Raw genomic sequence first — 19791 nt, 5'->3', positions numbered from 1 at the left:
CGCTTGTGAAAGCGCCCCGTTTTTATTCCGGCTCGGGAAAACGACGCGCGGGTCAGCGCACCGCGAGCAGGCTTTCCGCGAAACCCCACTCCTTCTCGACCCACTGGCGCTCGCATTCGAAGCCCGCATCGGCGGCGATCGCGGGGATTTCGTCGGCGTGATACTTGTGGCTGCTTTCGGTCCAGATGGTCTCGCCCGGCTCCAGTTCGATGCTCAGGCGCGCCGCGCCCACGTGCGCCTCGACGTGACGCTTCGCGCGCAGGTGCATTTCCACGCTGCGCACGTCGGGATTGAAGCGTGCGACGTGCTCGAAGTCGTGCAGGTCGAAGTCGCCGTCGAGTTCGCGATTGATGCGCGAGAGCAGGTTCAGGTTGAACGCGGCCGTCGCGCCGATCGCATCGTCGTAGGCGGCGATCAGCGTATCGACGGGCTTCACGAGGTCGGTGCCGAGCAGCAGCGTGTCGCCGGGACGCAGCATCGCGCGGATGTCGCGCAGAAAACGCGTCGCCGCGAGGCGCGCGAAATTGCCGATGGTGCTGCCCAGAAACAGCACGAACAGGCGCTCGCCGTCCTTGCGTTGACGGCTCACTTCGGCGAGACCGGCCAGATAGTCGCGCTCGTAGCCGACGATCGAAATGCGTTCGATGTCGGCCAGTTCGCGGTGGCACAGTTGCAGCGCGGTGCGCGAAATCTCGATCGGACAATACGCGGTGGGACGCTTGCGGCACAGCGCTTCGAGAATGCGGCGCGTCTTGCGGCCGCTGCCGCTGCCGAGTTCGGCGACCTTGACGTCGGCGGGCAGCGCTTCGACGATCTCGTTGGCGTAGCGCGTGAGCAGGCGCTCCTCGGCGCGCGTGACGCCGTATTCGGGCAAGACCGTGATGACCTCGAACAGCGCCGAACCGACTTCGTCATACAGATACATCGACGGCAATTCCTTCTGCGGCGCGTGCGTGAGACCCGCGCGGACGTCGGCGGCGAAGGTGGAAGGCGGGCCTGGCTGCGGCGTGGGGCGGGACGCAGGAAGTGACATGCGGGCTCCAGTTGCGTTGGACGGCGGGTGGCGTGTACGCGGTGGCGGCGTGGCCGCGATGCGCGGCGGCCGGTGGGCGGTTCCGAAGCGAGACTTACGTTCTAGTCCATCATTGCGTGCAATTCACGGACTAAATTGGCGGTTTCGCTGCCTCGGCAGAGGCAGCATCGGCCGTGCCCGCCGTTCCGGCGCGGCTTGCGGGAGACTAGAATGCCGGCAGGCCGACCGGCGCGAGCGCTGCATCCGGCCGCTGCTAAATCAATACAACATTCAAATGACAACGCTTTTTCCGGCGTCCGCCGCGTTGCACCGACGCGCCGCCGCCCTCGCCTCGCTGCCCGCCGTGCCAGCCGATTCCGATTTTCCGCGCCCGCCGACATGTCGATAAGCTACGAACCCGGGCGCGGCATCGCGCTTTCCGTGACCGCTTCGGCGCTGTTCGCGCTGATGTCGGCGTACACCTTGCTGCTCGCGCCGCTCGGCGGCCTCGACATCTTCGCGTGGCGCGTGATCTGGACCGTGCCCGGCGCGCTCGCGCTGGTGGTGCTGCGCAAGCGTCTGCCGCACATGCGGGACCTGGTGGCGCGCGCGATCCGCGACCCACGCATCGCGCTGATGCTGGTGGCGGGCGCGGCCCTGCTCGGCGTGCAGTTATGGGTATTTCTGTGGGCGCCGCTGCACGGCCGCATGCTCGAGGTGTCGCTCGGCTATTTCATGCTGCCGCTGGTGATGGTGCTGGTCGGACGCTACTACTATCACGAGCGCCTCGAGCCGCTGCAATGGATCGCGGTGGCCTGCGCGGCGGTGGGCGTGGCGCACGAACTCTGGGCCACGCACGCGTTTTCGTGGCCGACGCTGATCACGGCGCTCGGTTATCCGCCCTACTTCGTGCTGCGCCGCAAGATCCACGCGGATTCGCTGGCGATGTTCGCCATCGAGATGGTGCTGCTGCTGCCCGTGGCCTTTATCGAAGTGCATGCGGGCGGCTCGCTCGCGCTGCTCGGCCAGCATGCGCTGCTCGCGTGGGTGCTGCTGCCGGGGCTGGGCGTGATCAGCACGGCTGCGCTCGCGACCTTTCTGAAGTCGAGCCGGCTGCTGCCGATGGCGCTGTTCGGCATCCTCGGTTATGTGGAGCCGGTGCTGCTCGTGGTGGTGTCGGTGACGCTGCTCGGCGAGCATCTGGGCGCGCGTCAGCTCGCGACCTATGTGCCGATCTGGCTGGCCGTGGCGTTGACGGCGCTGCACGGCGCGCGTCTCGTGCGCGTGTCACGCTGATGGGGTGAAGAAGCGGTGAAGAAGCGGCGCGCGCTGGCCAGGCTCACTGCGGGTGGTCACTGCGCGTGCTGCGCGCGCGGCGGATTGATACGCGTCGGGCCCACTTTCGCTTCGATCGCCTCGCGCAACGCGGGGCGCCAGCCAAGCGCGAACAGCGCTTCCGCGAGCACGAACAGCGGACCGACGATCAGGCCGATCACGTCGTCGACGAAGGCGGGCTTGCGATGCTCCCACGCCACGTGGCCGACGAACTGGAAGATCCAGCCGACCACGAACAGCCCGACGCCGGCCGCGAGCCACACGGCCGTGGACTCGCGCGCGAGCCACGCGCCCACGCCGAGACAGAACGCCGAAAACACGGCCATCATCGCGCCGAGCGGCACGTCGAGCACGAGGTAATAGAGCGTCGCGCCGCCGAACAGCAGCCACGCTGGCGAGAGCGGCACGGCGGCGAGCGGCCACCCGGCGACGGCGAACGCCGGACGCGAGAGCAGCACGGCGAGCGCCAGCACGATCATCGGAATGCCGACGAAATGCGTGGCGATATTGCGGGCGTCGCGATGATAGCCGGCGTATTGGGTGAGCTGCTCTGTCAGGTTTCTCATGGATGCCACTCTGTCTCCAAAATCATTATGATCGTCGGGCGCGCGGCCCCGAACCTTCGGCTAGCCGACAGTTGCCGCGTTTTTTGCCGCGCTTTCTACCGCGCTTGTTACCGCTGCACCGCGCCATGATCCCGCGCGCCGGCACCGACCCGATCCGATGACTTCGACCCGTCCCGCCTCGCCTGCCTCCTCAGCTGCCGCCGCCAACGTCGCTGACACCGACGATGCCGCCGCCGTGAGCGCCGCGCCGTTGCGGCCGCGCTCGACGAGCCGCGCGCCCGCCCATTGCTCCAGCTCCGCGAGCGTCTTGGACACGGCGGGCTGGCTCAGATTCAGCCGCGCGGCGGCGCGCGCGAGCGTGCGCTCCTGGGCGATCGCCACGATGCAGTTCAGATGCCGCAGACGCAGCCGCGCGGCGATCAGCGCGCGCATCGCGGCGGGTGTTCCAGGGGCGTGATCCGGGTCGAATGAGTCGTCGAAATTCATCACCTGAGGTTATGAAAAGTCACGCTCAAAGTCAATTTACATAACCTGAATGCAAGTTTAGAGTCGGCCCATTCGCCCAAATAAACTGCCAGCAGGAGGAGACTCATGGCCACGATCGTCGGCGGCATCGCCGTTTCGCATACGCCCACCATTGGTTTCGCGCTCGACGCGCACAAACAGGACGACCCGGCCTGGGCGCCCATCTTCGCGACCTTCGAACCGGTCAAACGCTGGCTGCGCGAGCAGAAGCCGGACGTCATCGTCTACGTCTACAACGACCACGTCACCTCGTTCTTCTTCGATCATTACTCGGCGTTCGCGCTCGGCATCGGCGAGCGCTATGAAGTCGCGGACGAAGGCGGCGGCGCGCGCGCCCTGCCCGCCATCGGCGGCGATACGCAGCTCGCGCAGCACATCGCCCGCAGCCTCGTGGCCGACGAGTTCGACATGGCGTTCTTCCAGGACAAGCCGCTCGATCACGGCTTCTTCTCGCCGATGTCGGCGCTGCTCGACCACGACGCTCAAGGCTGGCCCGTGCGCGTCGTGCCGCTTCAGGTCGGCGTGCTGCAATTCCCGATTCCGAGCGCGCGCCGCTGCTTCCGGCTCGGCCAGGCGCTGCGCCGCGCGGTCGAAAGCTATCCCGAGGATCTGCGCGTCGTCGTGATGGCGACGGGCGGCCTCTCGCACCAGGTTCACGGCGAGCGCGCGGGTTTCAACAACGTGCCGTGGGACCATCAGTTCATGGACGCCATCGCGAACGACCCCGAAGCGCTCGCGGAACTCACGCACGCCGAGTACGCCGAACTGGGCGGCCTCGAAGGCGCGGAAGTCATCATGTGGCTGATCATGCGCGGCGCGCTCGCGTCCAGCGTGAAGAAGGTGCACAGCGGCTACTACCTGCCGTCGATGACGGGCATCGGTACGCTCGTGCTCGAAAACACGGCGGCGGCGCTGCCGGGCGAGGCGCAGGCGCGCCATCGCGCGCGCATGGCGCGTCAGCTCGACGGCGCGCAGACGCTCACGGGCACCTATCCGTTCGATGTGGCGACGAGCGTGAAGGCGTATCGGCTCAATAAATATCTGCACGAGCTGATCGACGCATCGCATCGCCGCGCCTTCCTGGAAGATCCGGAAAGCACCTTCGAAGCGGCAGGCCTGAGCGAAGAGGAACGCGACCTGGTGCGCCGACGCGACTGGCGCGGGCTGATTCACTACGGCGTGATTTTCTTCATGCTGGAGAAACTCGGCGCGGTGGTCGGCACCTCGAATCTGCACATTTACGCGGCCATGCGCGGCGAGGCGCTCGAGGATTTTCTCAAGACGCGCAACACGCAGGTGCTGTATTCGGTGACGGGCGACACGAAGGAAGCCGATGCGTGGTCCGAAGCGAACAAGCAGGACTAAACCGCCGCGCGGCGCTCAGACAATCGCGCGCAGCTTCGCGATCTGCTCGCGCCAACGCGCGAGCACGCTCTCGGGTTCGTGAAGGCGATACGTCACGCCATTGAGCACGTCGGCGTATTTCGCGCGATGTCCGTCGACCGAGACGATGCGCACGCGAAACACCGCAAGATCGAGCGGCGGCTGGGCGAGTTCGCTCGCCTCGCCGCGAATTTCGAGCATCGCGCCATCGTGGACCAGCGAGAGCGTCAAGCGGCCGTCGCGCCGCAGATTGCGCGTGGTGTTCGACTGCGGCCAGATCGCGATCAGCAATTCGCTCGCGCTCAGCGCGAGGATCTCGCCGACACTCAGTTGCGCGCCGTGCGGCCAGCCGTCGGCGGCAACCGTCGAGAGGCGGATCGCCTCGCCCGTCGCGGCGTCGAGATGCGTGCCGTCGAAACGCGCGCGCACCGCGTCGGGCAATCTGTTGATCGCTTCCGGCTCGTCCATCGACTTCTGCATCGACTTCTCCTTGCTCACAGTCTCACGCCATTTTCGCGTCTTTTGACGCGATGCGCGCCACGCCGTCAAACGCCCGGCGCTTCATTCACTTCAGTTCACTTCACTTCGCTCGCGGCACGCGCCTCGTCGCGACGCGCGCGGCGCAGCGCCGGAATCTCCGACAGCCGCACGCCCGCCGGCAGCAGCGGATGCTTCGCCTGCCCCACGCGTTGCGCGCGATAAATGCCCGTGTGCCCCGAAAACAGATACGCGACCACGCAGGCCAGCGCCGCGTACACGCCGATATCCGCGCCGAACAGCTCGATCGCCATGACGGTCGAGGCGATCGGCGTATTGGCCGCGCCCGCGAACACGGCGACGAAACCGAGCCCCGCCAGCACCGGCATCGGCAGCGCGAGCACGTGGCCGAGCGCATTGCCGAGCGTCGCGCCGATATAGAACAGCGGCGTGACCTCGCCGCCCTTGAAGCCGGACGCGAGCGTGACGACCGTGAAGGCGAACTTGCCCGCGAAGTCGTAGACCGGCAGCGGCTGCTGGAACGCCTGCACGATGGTCGGAATGCCCAGCCCGAGAAACTGCGGCACGCCGAGCGCGGTCGCCGCCACCGCGACGACGACGCCGCCCACGAAGGGGCGCGCGGGCGCCCAGGCGATCTTGCGCTTCACGAACGCGGACAACGCGTGCGTCGAATCCGCGAACAGCATGCCGACGAGACCGAACGCGATGCCCGCGACGATCGCCGACGCCAACCCGGCCGCCGACGCGTGCGGCACGAACGCAATCGTATAGACCGTGTGCTCGATGCCCCAGAGCCGGCAGACCTGATCGGCGGCCAGCGCCGACGCCACGCAGACCAGCAGCGCGTCGTAGCGCAGGCGACCGATGGCGAGCACTTCGAGCCCGAAAATCGCGCCCGCGAGCGGCGTGCCGAACACCGACGCGAAACCCGCCGCGATGCCGCCCATCAGCAAAATGCGGCGATCTTCGCGGCCAAGGCCGAGCAGATGCGTGATGCGGTCGGCGAGCGCGCCGCCCATCTGCACCGCCGTGCCCTCGCGCCCCGCCGAGCCGCCGAACAGATGCGTGACGACGGTCGCCGCCAGCACCAGCGGGCCCATGCGCTTGGGCACGATTTTCTGCGGATCGTGGATTTCGTCGATGAGCAGATTATTGCCGCCCTCGACCGACTGGCCGAAGCGCAGATACACCCAGCCCGTCGCGAGACCCGCGAACGGCAGGAGCCACAGCAGCCAGGGATGCGCGACGCGCGTGCCGGTCGCGAGATCGAGTGCGAAGAGGAACACCGCCGAGGCCGTGCCCGCGAGCGCGCCGAGCACGCAGGAAAGCAGCAGCCAGCGCGCGAGGTACACGACCATCGCGAACGATTCGAGAGACTTCAGGTATTTCATTGCGATCCAGGTTTGAGTCGACGTCAAACCCGGGCGACAGGAGACGTCGCATGGACGGCCCACGACCTCCTGCACCCAGGAACTCGTAGGCATCATCAGCGCCGCCGGGAAGCGGTGCGGTTACGGGAGGAATGCCATCTCCGAAAGAGCCGCGATTTTATGCGACAAGCCTGCGCGCCGCAACTGAACAAATTGCGGCGGATGAAGCCGTGAACCGGGTTCGCGGACTCAGTGCGGCTTGCGTCCGAACAGGGCGAAGCGCTTCGTCGCGCCCGGCGGCGCGTGTTCGCCGATCAGACCGAACTCGACTGGCGAGCGCGTGTAGAACACCTTCACCTGCGCGGCCTTGACGGCTTCGAGCAGGCGCTCGGCTTCGTCCTCGGTGACGGCGAGCATGATCTGCACGGGCTGGTCGGCGAGCTTGAGCAGATGCGCCGCGTGATGCTCGCCCGCGTGGCCGGTGCCTTGCGCGCAATGAATCACGGTCGCGCCCTGAATGCCGAGTTGCTTCGCTTCGTGCAGCAGCCATTCACACACCGTCCGATGACCGTGGTGGCAATTCTGTTCGGTGTAGAACGTGAGCTGATAGCCGTGCATGACGCGCCTCGGCCGCGTGGCGGAATGCCTGCGGGATACGTTTCCATTCTAGTCCACCGGCCGCGGCGCCGACGTTCGTGCCGGGTTCGCGAGCCGTTCTACGCGACGTCGCTTGCGTCGTCGTTTTCTTCGACGCTTGCGTTCTCGCCCAGCGAGTCGTATTCGATCGGCGCTCGTGTGTAGAACAGACGCACGCCCGCGCCCGCGAGCTTGTCGAGCAACACGTCGATGCTCGCATCGTCGGCAATCAAGGTGATCGCCACCGATTGCTCGGCCAGTTCGAAGAAACGCGCCGCATGATAGCGCCCCTGCGTGTCGATGCCCTCGGCCACCGCGAGGACTGTCGCGCCGGGAATATCGGCTTGACGCGCTTCGTCGAGGATCCATTCGACGATGGGATGGTGATGAACGCGATGGGTCTGGTTCGCTACGTAAATGGTCAGTTGGCTGCCTTGCATGGCTCTCTCCGACGCGTGCGCGATGGTCGATGCGCTAAACACGCTGGGCGGTGACACGCCAGGCGCAAGCCTGCAATGTCCCGACCCAGGACTCGCAGGCATCATCAGCCGGAGCAGGAAGCAAAGCGACCGGTCCGGCGGTTGGGGAAAATGCAGGAGGAATGCCATCTCCTGCGCACGAGTTTAGCACCCGTGCCTAGCATCCGTTCGCGCGAACGGCTCGGCTGGCAAGCGCGTGCGGGGCCCTTTCCGCCAGCTTTCAGCGGTCAAACAGCCGCCCGATCAACTGCCCGATCAGCCGCGCCGTTTGTCGCGCGCGAGTTCGGCGGGCGGCATCACATCCGCCTCCTGAAGCGGCGCGCCGGCGTGACGGCGCTTGGCCGCCTGATCGGTGGCGACGTCCGACACTTCGCCCTCGGCATCGTATTCGGCGGCGACCTGCTTTTCGGCGCGGCCCCAATACTCGTCGGCCTTGCCTTCGGGCGAGCCGTCGTCTTCCCAAAGCTGATACGCGCGGCGGCGGATGCGTTCTTCGCGTTCGTCGTTCATGATGGCTGCCCTCCGTTGAAAGCTCGCGACCTCTGACTGCCCGTTTCAGCGCAATCGCGATGCCCGCCTGCGTGCGTTGCGGCATCGCGTGGAACACGCTATATCTGTCGATCGAACGTAGAGAAGGTAGAAAAATCGTATGTTTCCCGCCGTGACCACCGTTGCCCTGCTGATCGTCGCCTGGGTCCACGTAACGCTGCCGCGCTACACGGCCGGATTGCGCAAACGCGTGATCGCCCACGCGGTGCTGCTGCTCGTCGGGCTCGCGTTCGGCGTGATTTCCGCGATGCTGGCCGGGCCCGCCGCGCCGCCGTGGGCCGTGATCGCCACGGGCATGGGCGTGGTGCATCTGCCTGCGCTCTGCGTGCTCGTGCTCAAACGGCTGCGCCATTCGGGACAAAGCTAAGGCGCGCTGACGCTCATCCACGCTGCTCGACGCCACTCGACGCCCCGCCATCGATTTCCCGCTTGAATTGGTTGCGACTCGCAACTATATTGACGATTCACACGTTCAATGCGAGTCGCGCCATGGATTTCGTCGATGTTCCCGCCACGCCCCGAGACAGCACGATTCTCGAAATACGCGATTTTTCGCGGAAATTGGTGCGCGAACTGGGCTTTATGCGCACAACACTCGCCGATAGCGACCTCGCGCCTTCGGCCGTGCACGCCGTCATCGAGATCGGCGCGACGCCCGGCATCAGCGCAAAGGATCTCGGCCAGATCCTGCGTCTCGACAAATCGAACACCAGCCGCCAGGTCGCGCGACTCGAAGCGGCCGGTTTCGTGCAGCGCACCGCCTCCACCGAAGACGCCCGCTCGTCGCTGCTGCATCTGACGCCTGCGGGCGAAACGCTGCGCCAGCGCATCGACCGCTTCGCCACCGATCAGGTCTCGCACGCGCTGCGGCGCATGGTGCCGTCGGAGCAGCACGCGCTCGTGCGCTCGCTCGCGCTCTACGCCGATGCGCTCTCACAGGACAACCCCAACCAGAAGTCCGGCCCGGCGTCAGGCCCGAAACCCGCCGATTCCGCGCGCGACGGCGCCATCGTCGACGGCTACCAGCCAGGCTGTATCGGCGATATCGCGAGCCTGCACGCGCGGTTTTATTCGGCGCATTGGGGCTTCGGCGCATTCTTCGAGCAGCGCGTGGCGACCGAGCTGGCCACATTCGCGGGCGCGTTGCCCGCCGCCGGCAAGGCGCTCTGGCTCTATGTGGAGAACGGCCGCGCACTCGCATCGCTGGCCATCGACGGCGACCTGGCGAGCGGCGTCGCGCACCTGCGCTGGTTCATCGTCGACGACAGCCTGCGCGGCTCGGGCGTCGGGCGGCAACTGATGACCCAGGCGATGCAATTCGTCGACGACGCGGGTTTCAACGAAACGTATTTGTGGACCTTCAAAGGCCTGCACGCGGCGCGCCATCTTTACGAATCGTTCGGATTCAGCCTCGTCAGCGAAGCCGAAGGCGATCAATGGGGCACGAAAGTCACCGAGCAACGCTTTACCCGGAGTCGGCACGGCGCTTGAGCGGCAGCGTCTATGCGTCAAGCTCATCAATCTATCAAAATAAGTCACCACAAACATACGCGCGAGCCGGTAGCATGCGGGTTATCCCGTAATCAATAACCCGATGCCCCAGGCAGCCGCCATGAACGCTCGTCCCGCCACCGCCGCACCCAGCAAACCACTCGCTTTCGCGCTCGTCACCGTGTTGACTGGCGTCGGCGCGGGCCTGGGCGGCATGGCGCTCGCGCTGCTGCTGCACTTCGTCCAGCACGTCTCTTATGGCTACAGCCTCGGGCAGCTCGTCGGCCACGAAAGCTTTCTCGATGGCGTGAGCGCCGCCGCGCCGCTGCGCCGCCTGATCGTGCTGAGCGCATGCGGGCTCGTCGCCGGTCTCGGCTGGGCCGCGCTGTATCGATACGGCAAGCCGCTCGTGAGCATCCGCAAGGCGGTGGCCTCGGCCGATCCGCGTATGCCGTTCGTGAGCACCGTCGTGCACGCGCTGCTGCAGATCGTGACCGTGGCGCTCGGTTCGCCGCTCGGCCGCGAAGTCGCGCCGCGCGAAATCGGCTCGCTGTTCGCCGGACGCCTCGCGCATCGCGCCGGTCTCACCAGCGACGACTGCCGCCTGATCGTGGCCTGCGGCGCGGGCGCGGGCCTCGCGGCCGTCTATAACGTGCCGCTCGGCGGCGCCGTATTCGTGCTCGAAGTGCTGCTCGGCACCTTCGCGCCGCGCGCGATGATCGCCGCGCTCGTGACCTCGACGGTCGCCGCCGTCGTCGCCTGGAGCGGCCTCGGCAACGAGCAGCAATACGTCGTGCCCGCCTTCGTGGCGAGCGCGCCACTACTGATCTGGGCCGCCGTCTGCGGGCCGCTGTTCGGCCTCGCCGCCTATGGCTTCGTGCAACTGACGTCGAGCGCGCGCGCCCATGCGCCGCGCGGCGTGAATCTCGTCGCGCTCTCGGTGCTGAACTTCGCGGCAATCGGCGCGCTGACGATGGTCTTTCCGCAACTCGCGGGCAACGGCAAGGGCGCGGCGTCGCTTTCGTTCGGCGGCGAACTCGGCATCGGACTCGCGGCGGCGCTGCTCGTGCTCAAGGTGGCCATCGAAGCGTCGACGCTGCGTGCGGGCGCCGAAGGCGGCCTGCTCACGCCGGGCCTGACGAACGGCGCGCTGCTCGCGGTCGTGCTCGGCGGCGTCTGGAATCATTTCCTGCCCGGCATGGCGCCCGGTGCGTGCGCGCTGATCGGCGCGGGCGCGTTCCTCGCCGCGTCGATGCAGATGCCGCTCACCGCGATCGTGCTGATCGTCGAGTTCACGCACGCGAGCCACGACCTGCTGTTCCCGCTGCTGCTCGCCGTGGCCGGTTCGGTGCTGACCTTCCGCGCGCTGCCCGCCCTGCTTGCGAAGATGTCCGCGCAAGCACCCGCGCGCAAGGCAGAAGCGCTCGCCACGCGGCAGTCGGAGCGCACGGGCGCCTGAGCGACACAGCGGGCGCGCACCCGCAGCGCACCCATCGCGCACCCACAACGCATCGCGCGACGAACGCCCCTCGCCCGTTCCCCTCGCCGCATCGGCTCACGTAATCGCAGCGCATCGGATCGCGCCCCGCGCCACGATTCTCCTTGGCAGCGCGCGCATGCTTCGCGGACAATGCGAAAGTCACGCGAAATCCGCAGGCCCTCTGCGCGCGTCCGTCCGAGCCGAAGCCACCCGACCTTGAACAAGCCCGAAATCGCCGAAATCGTCGCGAACTGCGACCGCGAGCCGATTCATCTGCTGGGCCGCGTCCAGCCGCATGGCGCGCTGCTGTGTTTCGACACGCAAGGCCGCCTGACCGCGCGCAGCGCCAACGCGCGCGAGTGGCTCGGCGCCGTGCCCGAACTGGGCGAGCCGATCACCGACCTGCACCTGAGCCCGCTCTCGCGCCAGACGATCCGCGCCGCGCTCGCCGACCGCGAGATGACGAGCGAGAGCGTCGAGTGCAAGGGCGCGACGGGCGAGCGCTTCGACCTCATCATGCATTGGACCGACGACACGCTCGTCGTCGAGTTCGAACAGATCAGCCTGAAGTCGCCGGCCGCCACGCAATTCGCGCTGTTCGCGCAGCGCGCGATCCAGCGTTTGCAGGCCGCGCGCCACGAAAACGTCCGGCAGTTGCTGCAGGCCGCCGCCGAAGCGATCCGTGCGATGACCGGCTTCGACCGCGTGATGGGCTATCGCTTCATGGCCGACGGCAGCGGCGAAGTGATCGCCGAAGCGAAGCGCGACGACCTGCCCGCCTACCTGCAACAGCGCTATCCCGCGAGCGATATTCCGCAGCAGGCGCGCCGCCTCTACGTGCTCAATCCGATCCGCCTGATCGCCGACGTGAACGCCGAGCCGGTGCCGATCGAACCGCCCGTGCATCCGCAAACGGGCATGCCGTTCGACCTGAGCCATTCGGTGCTGCGCAGCGTTTCGCCGATCCATATCGAGTATCTGCGCAACATGGGCGTGGCGGCGTCGATGAGCGTGTCGATCATCCGCGACGGCAAGCTCTGGGGTCTCTTCGCCTGCCATCACATGACGCCCTATCGCGCGTCGCATGCGGTGCGGCTTTCGTCGACGGTGCTCACGCAGATCGTGTCGATTCTGGTCGGCCAGATCGAGGCCACCCAGCGCGCCGACGCCGACCGCCGCATCCACGATCTGCGCACGCGCATCGCCGGTGAACTCGCGCAAGCCGATGCGCCGCTCGCCGGACTCGCGCGCGCCGCGCCCGACATCGCCGCGCTCGTCGACTGCGAAGCGCTCGCGCTCGTCGTCGATAACGAAGTGGTGCTGCGCGGCAAAAACGCCGTCGCCGTGAGCCGCGAGACGCTGCTCGAACTCGCCCAGCACATGGCGCGCACGGGCGTCGACCATCTTGCCTGCGCGAGCGCCGCCGACGCGCTGCCCGAAACGCTCGCGCAAGGACTCGCCGCGAGCCGCGCGGCGGGCTGCCTCGCGATCCAGATGCAGGGCGACAGCCGCATCACGATCGTGTGGCTGCGCGACGAACTGGTCGAAACGATTCACTGGGCCGGGCCGCCCGACAAGGTCGTGGCGCAAGGCCCGAACGGCCCGCGCCTCACGCCGCGCGGCTCGTTCGAAGTCTGGAAGCAGACCGTCAACGGCCGTTGCCGCGACTGGAGCGAATTCGATCAACTGGCCGCGCGCGAACTGCGCTCGATCCTGCAGGAAATCGCGCTCGTGCAGATGCGCGAATCGGAGCGCGCGAGAACCACGCTGCTCGCCACGCTCGGCCACGATCTGCGCGATCCGATCCAGACCATCAACATGGCGATGCTGCTGATGGGGCGCGGCCTCGCCACCGGCAACGACACGGTCAAGCGCGTGGAAGGCTCGACGCGGCGCATGCAGTCGCTGATCGGCTATATCCTCGACGTGAGCCGCATCCGCTCGGGCATGGGGCTCGGCCTCAAGCGCGAGGACGCGCCGTTGCGCGAGCTGCTCGAATCGGTCGCCGAACAGACGCGCCTCGCGCATCCGGGCATGGTGCTCGACGTGCACATCGACGGCGATCTCGGCAACGCCTATATCGACCCGGACCGGCTTGCGCAGGCGCTCACCAACCTGCTCGGCAACGCGCGCAAGCACGGCGACGCGCGCGAAAGCGTCACGCTCGCCGCCACGCTCACGCCCGAAGGGCCGCGCATCGAGATCCGCAATCGTCTGCTCGAGCGTCCGGCCGTGCCGTTCGAACGGCTGCTCGATCCGTTCAAGAGCGGCTCGCTCGACAATCCGTCGAATCGCGGCGGACTCGGCCTCGGGCTATATATCGCGCACGCGATCGTCAAGGGTCACGACGGCACGCTCACGGGCGCGTTCAGCGACGACGAAGCCTGCATCCGCATCGTGTTGCCCGCAGCTTCCGCGCTGCCCGAGCGCACGTCGTAACGCATCGCTTAACACGCATAAAACACGCTTAAAAACCCGCGCAAACCTGCATTGCCGGTCACACGAGCATCCCGCCTTGTTATAATCCGATCAAGTTATCGATACAAATCTAACGGATTTTGCGCCCCTCCCCGGCGCGCAAGGCGGACGATCACATGGCCAAACCCGACCGGCTGCAGGCGCTCGCCGACGCGCTCGCCCAACACAACGTCATGCATCTGAAGGACGCGGCCGCGCTGCTCGGCGTGTCCGAAATGACCGTGCGACGCGACATCGGCGCGAATCCCGAGCGCTTCACCTATCTCGGCGGCTATATCGTCAGCGCCGAGCACGTGCCCAACGCCGCCGGCTATTCGCTCGAACACGAGAAGGATCACTTCGCGGCGGCCAAGGCGCAGGCCTCGGCGCATGCAGCGCGTCTGATCGCCGAGAACGACACCATCTTCATCGATTGCGGCACCACGCTTGCCGCGTTCGCGCGCCTGATTCCCGCGCATCTGCAGATCACGGCCGTGTGCTATTCGCTGAATGTGGCCGAAGTGCTGCGGCGCATGCCCAACGTCCGCATGATCTTGCTGGGCGGCGTGTACGTGCCGTCGTCGGACTCGTTCGCGGGCGACGAAAGCCTGGAGATGTTGCGCCGCATGGGCATCAACAAGGCCTTTATTTCAGCGGGCGGCCTCGACGAAACGCGCGGCGTGACGTGCTGGAATTTCCACGAAGTGGCGCTCAAGCAGGCCGCGATGGCCAGCGCCGTCGAAAGCCATCTCGTTGCGGACGCAAGCAAAATCGGCGTCGTCAAAGCGTGGCGATTCGCGCAGATGGGCGACTTCGCGTCGGTCATCACCGAGAAAGGCGCCGCGCCGCGCAAACGCAGCAAGGCCTGAATGCGCGACGGGCGGCCCGCGCACTACGCGGCCGCCCGTTTGCTGGTTTGTTGACGACGTCGATAAAACTCAGCCGCGCCGGCGCAGCGCGAACAACGTCCCCGCAACCAGAATGAACGCGCCGATCACCACCTTCTGCCAGGTGCTCGGCACGCCGATCAGAATCAGCACGTTATTGATGAGCGTGACGAGCGCCACGCCCAGCAGCGTGCCGACCACCGTCCCGCTGCCGCCCGTGATGCGCGCGCCGCCCAGAATCACGGCGGCGATCACGTCGAGTTCCGAACCCACCAGATCGAACGGATTGGCGAGCCGCGTGTTCGAGACGTGCAGAATGCCCGCCACGCCCGCCAGAAAACCCGTATAGCCGAACACGAACAGACGGATCGCGCGCAGATTGAAGCCGAGGCGTTCCGCGATCGCCGTGCTGCCGCCCATCGCGTAGACGCCGCGTCCCATCATCGTGCGATTGAGCAGCCACCACGTGAGCAGCGCGGCCAGCACGAGCGCGATCGCGGACGCGGGCAGCACCGCGTTGAGCCCGTCGGCGGTCTTGTAGGCGATCAGCGGAATGCGCCCGAAATGATCCATGCTGTGCGGGATATTCATGAAGAACACCGTGCCGACGAAAGTCAGCAGCACCCCGCGATACAGATACTGCGTGCCGATCGTCACGATCAGCGAAGGCGCCTGCAAACGATGTACGAGTAGCCCGTTGATCATGCCGAGCAACACGCCGCCCACCGCGCCCGCGACGAGGATCAGCGCGAACGGCGCATCGGGCCACCAGGCGAACACGGCCTTGGTGATCGCGTACATCGTGAGCGCGCCGATGGCCGTGAACGACACGTCGATGCCGCCCGACGCCAGCACCACGAGCGTGCCGAGCGCGAACAGCGAGGTCGTGGTCGCCGAATGCAGCAGATCGAACAGCGTGGCCCACTGAAAGAAGCGCGGATTGATCGACGCCACGACCACGCAGGTAATGACGATCAGCGTGCCGGTGAACCACTCGGGATTGCGCGCAAGTTTGGCGCGCCAGTTCAGCGGCGGCGACTGACGCGCGACTTCGACGGTGTTGGACGTGCTCATGGTCTGATTCATGCTCATGCGGTTGCCTGCTGCGTATGATTCATCGGGCTAAACGGCATTGAATGCGCGGCGGGCATCACGCGGCCTCCGCGAGCAACGCGCGATACAGTTCGGCTTCGGTCAAACCTTCGGCGCGATGCTCCTCGGCGATGCGCCCTTTACGCATCATCAGCACGCGGTCGCTGTTTTGCAGCAGTTCCGGCAAGTCGTCGCTCACGAGCAGAATGCCGATGCCGCGCTCCGAAAGCCGCTGCATGATGCGATAGATGATGTCCTTCGAGCCCACGTCCACGCCCACGGTCGGGCCATGCAGAATCAGCACGCGCGGATCGATCGCGAGCCAGCGGCCGATCAGCACGCGCTGCTGGTTGCCGCCCGAAAGCGACTGCACGGCCTTCTCCACGTTCGGCGTGGCGATCTGCAATTCCTTCACGGTGTCTTCGGCGAGCGCGCGGGCGCGCACGCGGTCGATCTGGCCGAAGCGGTCGCGCAGGCTGGAAATCATCGCGGTGATCACGTTGTCGCGAATCGGCTTGTCGAGAAAGAGCCCTTCGTTCAGGCGATCTTCCGGCACATAACCGATGCGCGCGTGTTTGGCGTCGGCGGGCGTGGCGAGCGCGATGGTCTGGCCTTCGAGCGTGATGCTGCCGCTTTGCGCGGGCGCGACGCCCGCGAGCGCGCGGGCGAGTTCGTTGCGGCCCGAATCGAGCAGCCCCGTGATGCCGAGAATCTCGCCGCGATGCAGCGTGAACGACACGTCGCGAAACGCGCCGGCGCGCGCGAGACCACGCACGTCGAGCAAGACGTTCGCATCCGCCGACGCGGCGCGATAGCGCTCGGTCGACAGCGCGCGGCCCGTCATCAGTTCGCTCAGCTGCGCCTTGGTGTAATTCGTGATCGGTCCTTGCGTGACCTTCTGGCCGTCGCGCAGCACGATCACTTCGCCGCCGATCGCATAGCATTCGTCGAGCTTGTGGCTCACGAACAGCACGGTTACGCCGCTCGCGCGCAACTGCGCGAGCACGGCAATCAGGTTCGTCACTTCCTTTTGCGTGAGCGAGGTCGTGGGTTCGTCCATGATGACGAACTTCGCCTCGCTCGCGATGGCGCGCGCAATCGCCACGAGCTGGCGCGTCGCGAGCGGCAATTGTTCGATCAGCGTGGCCTGGAAATCGGCGTCGCCGGGCAGGCCCACTGCGTTGAGTGCGCGCGCCGCCGTGCGCGCGAGTTCGCGCCGGTCGAAGGTGCGCGAGAGGCGCCCGCCATGTTCCGCGAGTTCAGCCGTGAGGCCGACGTTCTCGGCCACGTTCATGTTCGGCAGCAGCGAGAGATCCTGATAGACGGTCTCGATGCCCGCCGCGAGCGATTCGAGCGGCGACAGACTCGCATGATGCGCGCCGTCGATCACGATCTCGCCTTCGTCGGGCGGCTGCGCGCCCGAGATGATCTTGATGAGCGTGCTCTTGCCGCAGCCGTTCTCGCCGAGCAGGTGATAGATCTGCCCGCGCTCGAACGTGAGCGTGACGCCGCGCAGCGCGTGCACGCCCGTGAAGCGCTTGTGCACGCCGAGCACCTGCAATAACGGTTCCGAAGCCATATCCTCACTCATCCCGATCCGGTCACTTGCTTCGATCGCGCGGCACGCGCTTCGCTTCGTTGCGACAACGCGCGCCACGTTCAACGCCTACGTCAACGTCGTGCGATCAGAAGTTATATTGCTTGTAGTTCGACTTGTCGACGCTCACCCAGCCCTGGCCGCGCACGATGATGCCCTTGCCCGGACCCTTCGACACCGTCACCTTCTCGTAGCCCGGCAAGCCGAGATTCGCGCCGTTCTCCACGGTCTTGCCATCGAGCAGCAGCTTCGCGATCTTGTTCATCGCCATGCCCGCGAGCTTCGGGTCCCAGAACGCGATGCCGTTGATCGCGCCGCTTTCGAGGTACTTGCCCGCCTCGGTCGGCAGACCCGTGCCGTACACGCAGATCTTGCCTTGCAGGCCCGCTTCCTCGACCGCACGGCCGATGCCGATCACGTCGAGCGACGACGAACCCTGGAAGCCCTTCAGGTCCGGATGCTTGCGCAGCGTTTCCTTCGCGACTTCATAGGCGCGCTCACCGTCGTTATTGGTTTCGAGGTTGGTCTCCACGAGCTGCATCTTCGGATACTTCTTCTTCGCGTTGTCGATGCCGCCGTTCGCCCATTGCACCTGCGAGCGGCTGCCGAGCGAGCCGACCAGCGTCGCCCACTTGCCTTCGCTGTGCATGCAGGTCGCGAGACGGTCGTTGAGCGCCGCGCCATAGGCGCTGTTGTCGAAGGCCTCGACGTCGACCATCGTGTTCTTCTCGTTGTCGGCTTCGTGCGTGACGACCTTGATGCCGCGATCCATCGCCTTCTTGAGCGCCGGTTCGAGCGTGGGCGGATCGTAGGGCACCACCGCAATCGCGCTCACTTTCTTCGCGATCAGGTCGTCGATGATCTTCAGTTGCTGCGCGGCGTCGGCGCGTCCCGGGCCGGTCTGATAGACGGTGATGTTCGGATTGTCCTTGCCGAACTCCTTCACGCCCTCTTCCATGCGGTTGAACCAGCTGATGCCGGTCACCTTCACCACCGTGACGATGGTCTGCTTGTCCTGCGCCTGCGCAGCGGCGAACGTGCCCGCCGCGAGTGCGCCCGCCGCGAGCGCCATGCTGAGTCGTTTGAGCTTCATGTTGTCTCCTTGTTGTTCGCTGTCGCCCCGAAATGTCTGGCGGCGGACGCCCGAGGCCCGATGTCCGCGCGCTGTATCGCTATGCTGTCGTTGCTCTGCTTGCGTTGTTCCGCTTGCGTTGCTCCGCTTCAACCGGGCCGCTTGCGCGCGCCCTGCGCCGCGCCGAGTCCGAAGATCGAGCGCACGCGTTCCGCACCCGCGAAGGCCAGCGAGAGCAGCAGCAAAAAGCCCCACGCGCAATCGCCGAAGAATTGCGACACGCCCATCAGGTTGAACAGGCTCGACAGGAATTGCAGCACCGTCGCGGCGAAAAACACGCAGATGATGCGTCCATAGCCGCCCGACGGATTCACGCCGCCCATCACCGCAATCAGGATCGCGATCAGCAGATACGAATTGCCGTAATCCCATTTCGCGCTGAGCGTGTGCGAGACGCTCACGAGGCCCGCGAGCGACGCGAGCACGCCGCACATCGCGTAAGTGGTAATCAACATGCGCGCGCGCGGAATGCCCGCATAGAACGCGGCGCGCTGATTCGTGCCCATCAGATAGAGCCGCAGACCGAAGGGCGTGCGCCGCAGCAGCCAGCCGAGCACGATCACCACCGCGACGAACAGCAGAAACGAAATCGGCACCTGAAAGAAGCTGCCGTTGCTGATATCCGCGAGCGGTTCGACATAGTCGACGTGCACGGACGCGCCGTTGCTCAGCGCCACCGCAATGCCCGTGAACAGCAGTTGCGTCCCGAGCGTGCAGAGAATCGGCGTGAGGCCGAGCCGCGCGATCACGACGCCGTTGAGCAGCCCGCCGATCAAACCCATGCCCACCACGATCACGCAGAACAGCGCCGTGTAGAGCACAGGCGAATCGTCGCCGCTCACGACATGCGGCACGATCAGCGCCGCGATCATGCCCGAGAGATTCGCGAGCCCCACGCCGGACAGATCGATGCCGCCGTTGCCCGACAACATCGACAGCATGATGCCGAGCGCAAGCAGCGCCACTTCGGGCAACTGCGAACCCATCGACTGCAGATTGTCGATGCCGACGAACTGGCCGTGCGAAATCGCGATCGCGACCAGCACGACGAGCAGATTCACGGCCAGCAGAAAATTCAGTTGCCGGTCGCCGAAACATCGAGCCAAAAACGAAGCCTTCATGGACATCATCCTTTGCGTGTGCGTCAGCGCGCGCCGCGCCTTATTTGCGCTTCAATGCGCCGCGACGGGCGTGCGCGCGAGCATCGCGTCCACTTCCGCGCGCGTGGGCATGGACGGCGCGGTGCCCGGCCGCGTCACCGAAATGCCGGCCAGCGCGCAGCCGAAACGCGTGGCCGCGAGC

Annotated in this window: 18 protein-coding genes, 2 pseudogenes and 2 riboswitches; of the genes and pseudogenes, 7 read left to right on the top strand and 13 right to left on the bottom strand. The window is 66.4% G+C overall.

Annotated elements, in window-relative coordinates; all coding sequences use genetic code 11:
• Positions 1–52: 52 nt before the first annotated feature.
• Positions 53–1033, bottom strand: coding sequence for an L-histidine N(alpha)-methyltransferase (egtD, locus tag G3N97_RS13935; RefSeq protein ID WP_205993737.1), 981 nt, complete (start codon positions 1031–1033; stop codon positions 53–55).
• Between the two features lie 378 nt (positions 1034–1411).
• Between egtD and rarD the strand changes: the two genes are divergently transcribed.
• Positions 1412–2308: an EamA family transporter RarD gene (gene rarD, locus G3N97_RS13930; RefSeq protein WP_205993736.1), complete on the top strand. Its 897-nt coding sequence runs from the start codon at positions 1412–1414 to the stop codon at positions 2306–2308.
• A gap of 56 nt (positions 2309–2364) precedes the next feature.
• On the opposite strand, the gene G3N97_RS13925 is transcribed toward rarD, so the two are convergent.
• Both G3N97_RS13925 and G3N97_RS39440 read right to left on the bottom strand, forming a co-directional pair.
• Positions 2365–2913 carry an Mpo1-like protein gene (locus tag G3N97_RS13925; RefSeq protein WP_205993735.1) on the bottom strand — a complete coding sequence of 183 codons (549 nt, stop codon included), beginning with the start codon at positions 2911–2913 and terminating at the stop codon, positions 2365–2367.
• 228 nt (positions 2914–3141) lie between these two features.
• Positions 3142–3345: pseudogene (locus G3N97_RS39440) on the bottom strand (LysR family transcriptional regulator); the annotation flags it as partial.
• Between the two features lie 159 nt (positions 3346–3504).
• Between G3N97_RS39440 and G3N97_RS13915 the strand changes: the two are divergent.
• The gene (locus G3N97_RS13915) at positions 3505–4803 is read left to right on the top strand and encodes a gallate dioxygenase (protein WP_205993733.1); all 1299 of its coding nucleotides are present in this window, start codon (positions 3505–3507) and stop codon (positions 4801–4803) included.
• 15 nt (positions 4804–4818) lie between these two features.
• On the opposite strand, the gene G3N97_RS13910 is transcribed toward G3N97_RS13915, so the two are convergent.
• From G3N97_RS13910 to G3N97_RS13890, 5 genes are all read right to left on the bottom strand, one after another.
• Complete coding sequence (locus G3N97_RS13910; RefSeq protein WP_205993732.1) at positions 4819–5301, bottom strand: pyridoxamine 5'-phosphate oxidase family protein; 483 nt, start codon at positions 5299–5301, stop codon at positions 4819–4821.
• 95 nt (positions 5302–5396) lie between these two features.
• Positions 5397–6710 (bottom strand): voltage-gated chloride channel family protein, encoded by a 1314-nt coding sequence (locus G3N97_RS13905; protein WP_205993731.1) that lies wholly within the window; start codon positions 6708–6710, stop codon positions 5397–5399.
• Between the two features lie 79 nt (positions 6711–6789).
• Positions 6790–6861: riboswitch (Fluoride riboswitch) on the bottom strand.
• Positions 6862–6938: 77 nt separating this feature from the next.
• Positions 6939–7307 (bottom strand): DUF190 domain-containing protein, encoded by a 369-nt coding sequence (locus G3N97_RS13900; RefSeq protein ID WP_205993730.1) that lies wholly within the window; start codon positions 7305–7307, stop codon positions 6939–6941.
• Between the two features lie 98 nt (positions 7308–7405).
• On the bottom strand, positions 7406–7765 hold the full coding sequence (locus G3N97_RS13895) for a DUF190 domain-containing protein (RefSeq protein ID WP_205993729.1): 360 nt from the start codon (positions 7763–7765) through the stop codon (positions 7406–7408).
• Between the two features lie 88 nt (positions 7766–7853).
• A riboswitch (Fluoride riboswitch) is annotated at positions 7854–7946 on the bottom strand.
• A gap of 113 nt (positions 7947–8059) precedes the next feature.
• The gene (locus tag G3N97_RS13890; protein WP_205993728.1) at positions 8060–8314 is read right to left on the bottom strand and encodes a DUF2934 domain-containing protein; all 255 of its coding nucleotides are present in this window, start codon (positions 8312–8314) and stop codon (positions 8060–8062) included.
• Between the two features lie 151 nt (positions 8315–8465).
• On the opposite strand from G3N97_RS13890, the gene G3N97_RS13885 reads away from it, so the two are divergent.
• The 5 genes from G3N97_RS13885 to G3N97_RS13865 all read left to right on the top strand — a co-directional run bounded on the left by G3N97_RS13885 (position 8466) and on the right by G3N97_RS13865 (position 14650).
• Positions 8466–8720, top strand: coding sequence for a hypothetical protein (locus G3N97_RS13885; protein WP_205993727.1), 255 nt, complete (start codon positions 8466–8468; stop codon positions 8718–8720).
• 122 nt (positions 8721–8842) lie between these two features.
• Positions 8843–9844, top strand: a complete 1002-nt coding sequence (locus G3N97_RS13880) for a helix-turn-helix domain-containing GNAT family N-acetyltransferase (RefSeq protein WP_205993752.1) — start codon at positions 8843–8845, stop codon at positions 9842–9844.
• 121 nt (positions 9845–9965) lie between these two features.
• A complete protein-coding gene (locus tag G3N97_RS13875) occupies positions 9966–11303 on the top strand; it encodes a chloride channel protein (protein WP_205993726.1) in 1338 nt (445 codons plus the stop codon).
• A 237-nt stretch (positions 11304–11540) separates the two neighbouring features.
• A complete protein-coding gene (locus tag G3N97_RS13870) occupies positions 11541–13763 on the top strand; it encodes a GAF domain-containing protein (RefSeq protein WP_205993725.1) in 2223 nt (740 codons plus the stop codon).
• A 155-nt stretch (positions 13764–13918) separates the two neighbouring features.
• Positions 13919–14650, top strand: a complete 732-nt coding sequence (locus G3N97_RS13865) for a DeoR/GlpR family DNA-binding transcription regulator (RefSeq protein ID WP_205993724.1) — start codon at positions 13919–13921, stop codon at positions 14648–14650.
• 69 nt (positions 14651–14719) lie between these two features.
• Here the strand turns inward: G3N97_RS13865 and G3N97_RS13860 are convergent, their stop codons facing one another.
• The 5 genes and pseudogenes from G3N97_RS13860 to G3N97_RS39435 form a co-directional block, all read right to left on the bottom strand.
• Positions 14720–15760 (bottom strand): ABC transporter permease, encoded by a 1041-nt coding sequence (locus tag G3N97_RS13860; protein ID WP_110329969.1) that lies wholly within the window; start codon positions 15758–15760, stop codon positions 14720–14722.
• Positions 15761–15818: 58 nt separating this feature from the next.
• Positions 15819–17351, bottom strand: a complete 1533-nt coding sequence (locus G3N97_RS13855) for a sugar ABC transporter ATP-binding protein (RefSeq protein ID WP_205993723.1) — start codon at positions 17349–17351, stop codon at positions 15819–15821.
• A gap of 94 nt (positions 17352–17445) precedes the next feature.
• Positions 17446–18450, bottom strand: a complete 1005-nt coding sequence (locus G3N97_RS13850) for an autoinducer 2 ABC transporter substrate-binding protein (protein ID WP_065065011.1) — start codon at positions 18448–18450, stop codon at positions 17446–17448.
• A 128-nt stretch (positions 18451–18578) separates the two neighbouring features.
• Positions 18579–19610, bottom strand: a complete 1032-nt coding sequence (locus G3N97_RS13845; RefSeq protein ID WP_110329975.1) for an ABC transporter permease — start codon at positions 19608–19610, stop codon at positions 18579–18581.
• A 51-nt stretch (positions 19611–19661) separates the two neighbouring features.
• Positions 19662–19791, bottom strand: a pseudogene (locus G3N97_RS39435) (ribokinase); the annotation flags it as partial.

It is taken from the genome of Paraburkholderia sp. Ac-20347 (assembly GCF_017104805.1).
Taxonomy (GTDB): domain Bacteria; phylum Pseudomonadota; class Gammaproteobacteria; order Burkholderiales; family Burkholderiaceae; genus Paraburkholderia; species Paraburkholderia tropica.
Note: the sequence above shows the minus strand (reverse complement) of the source record. Positions and strands in the feature narration are given on the sequence as shown.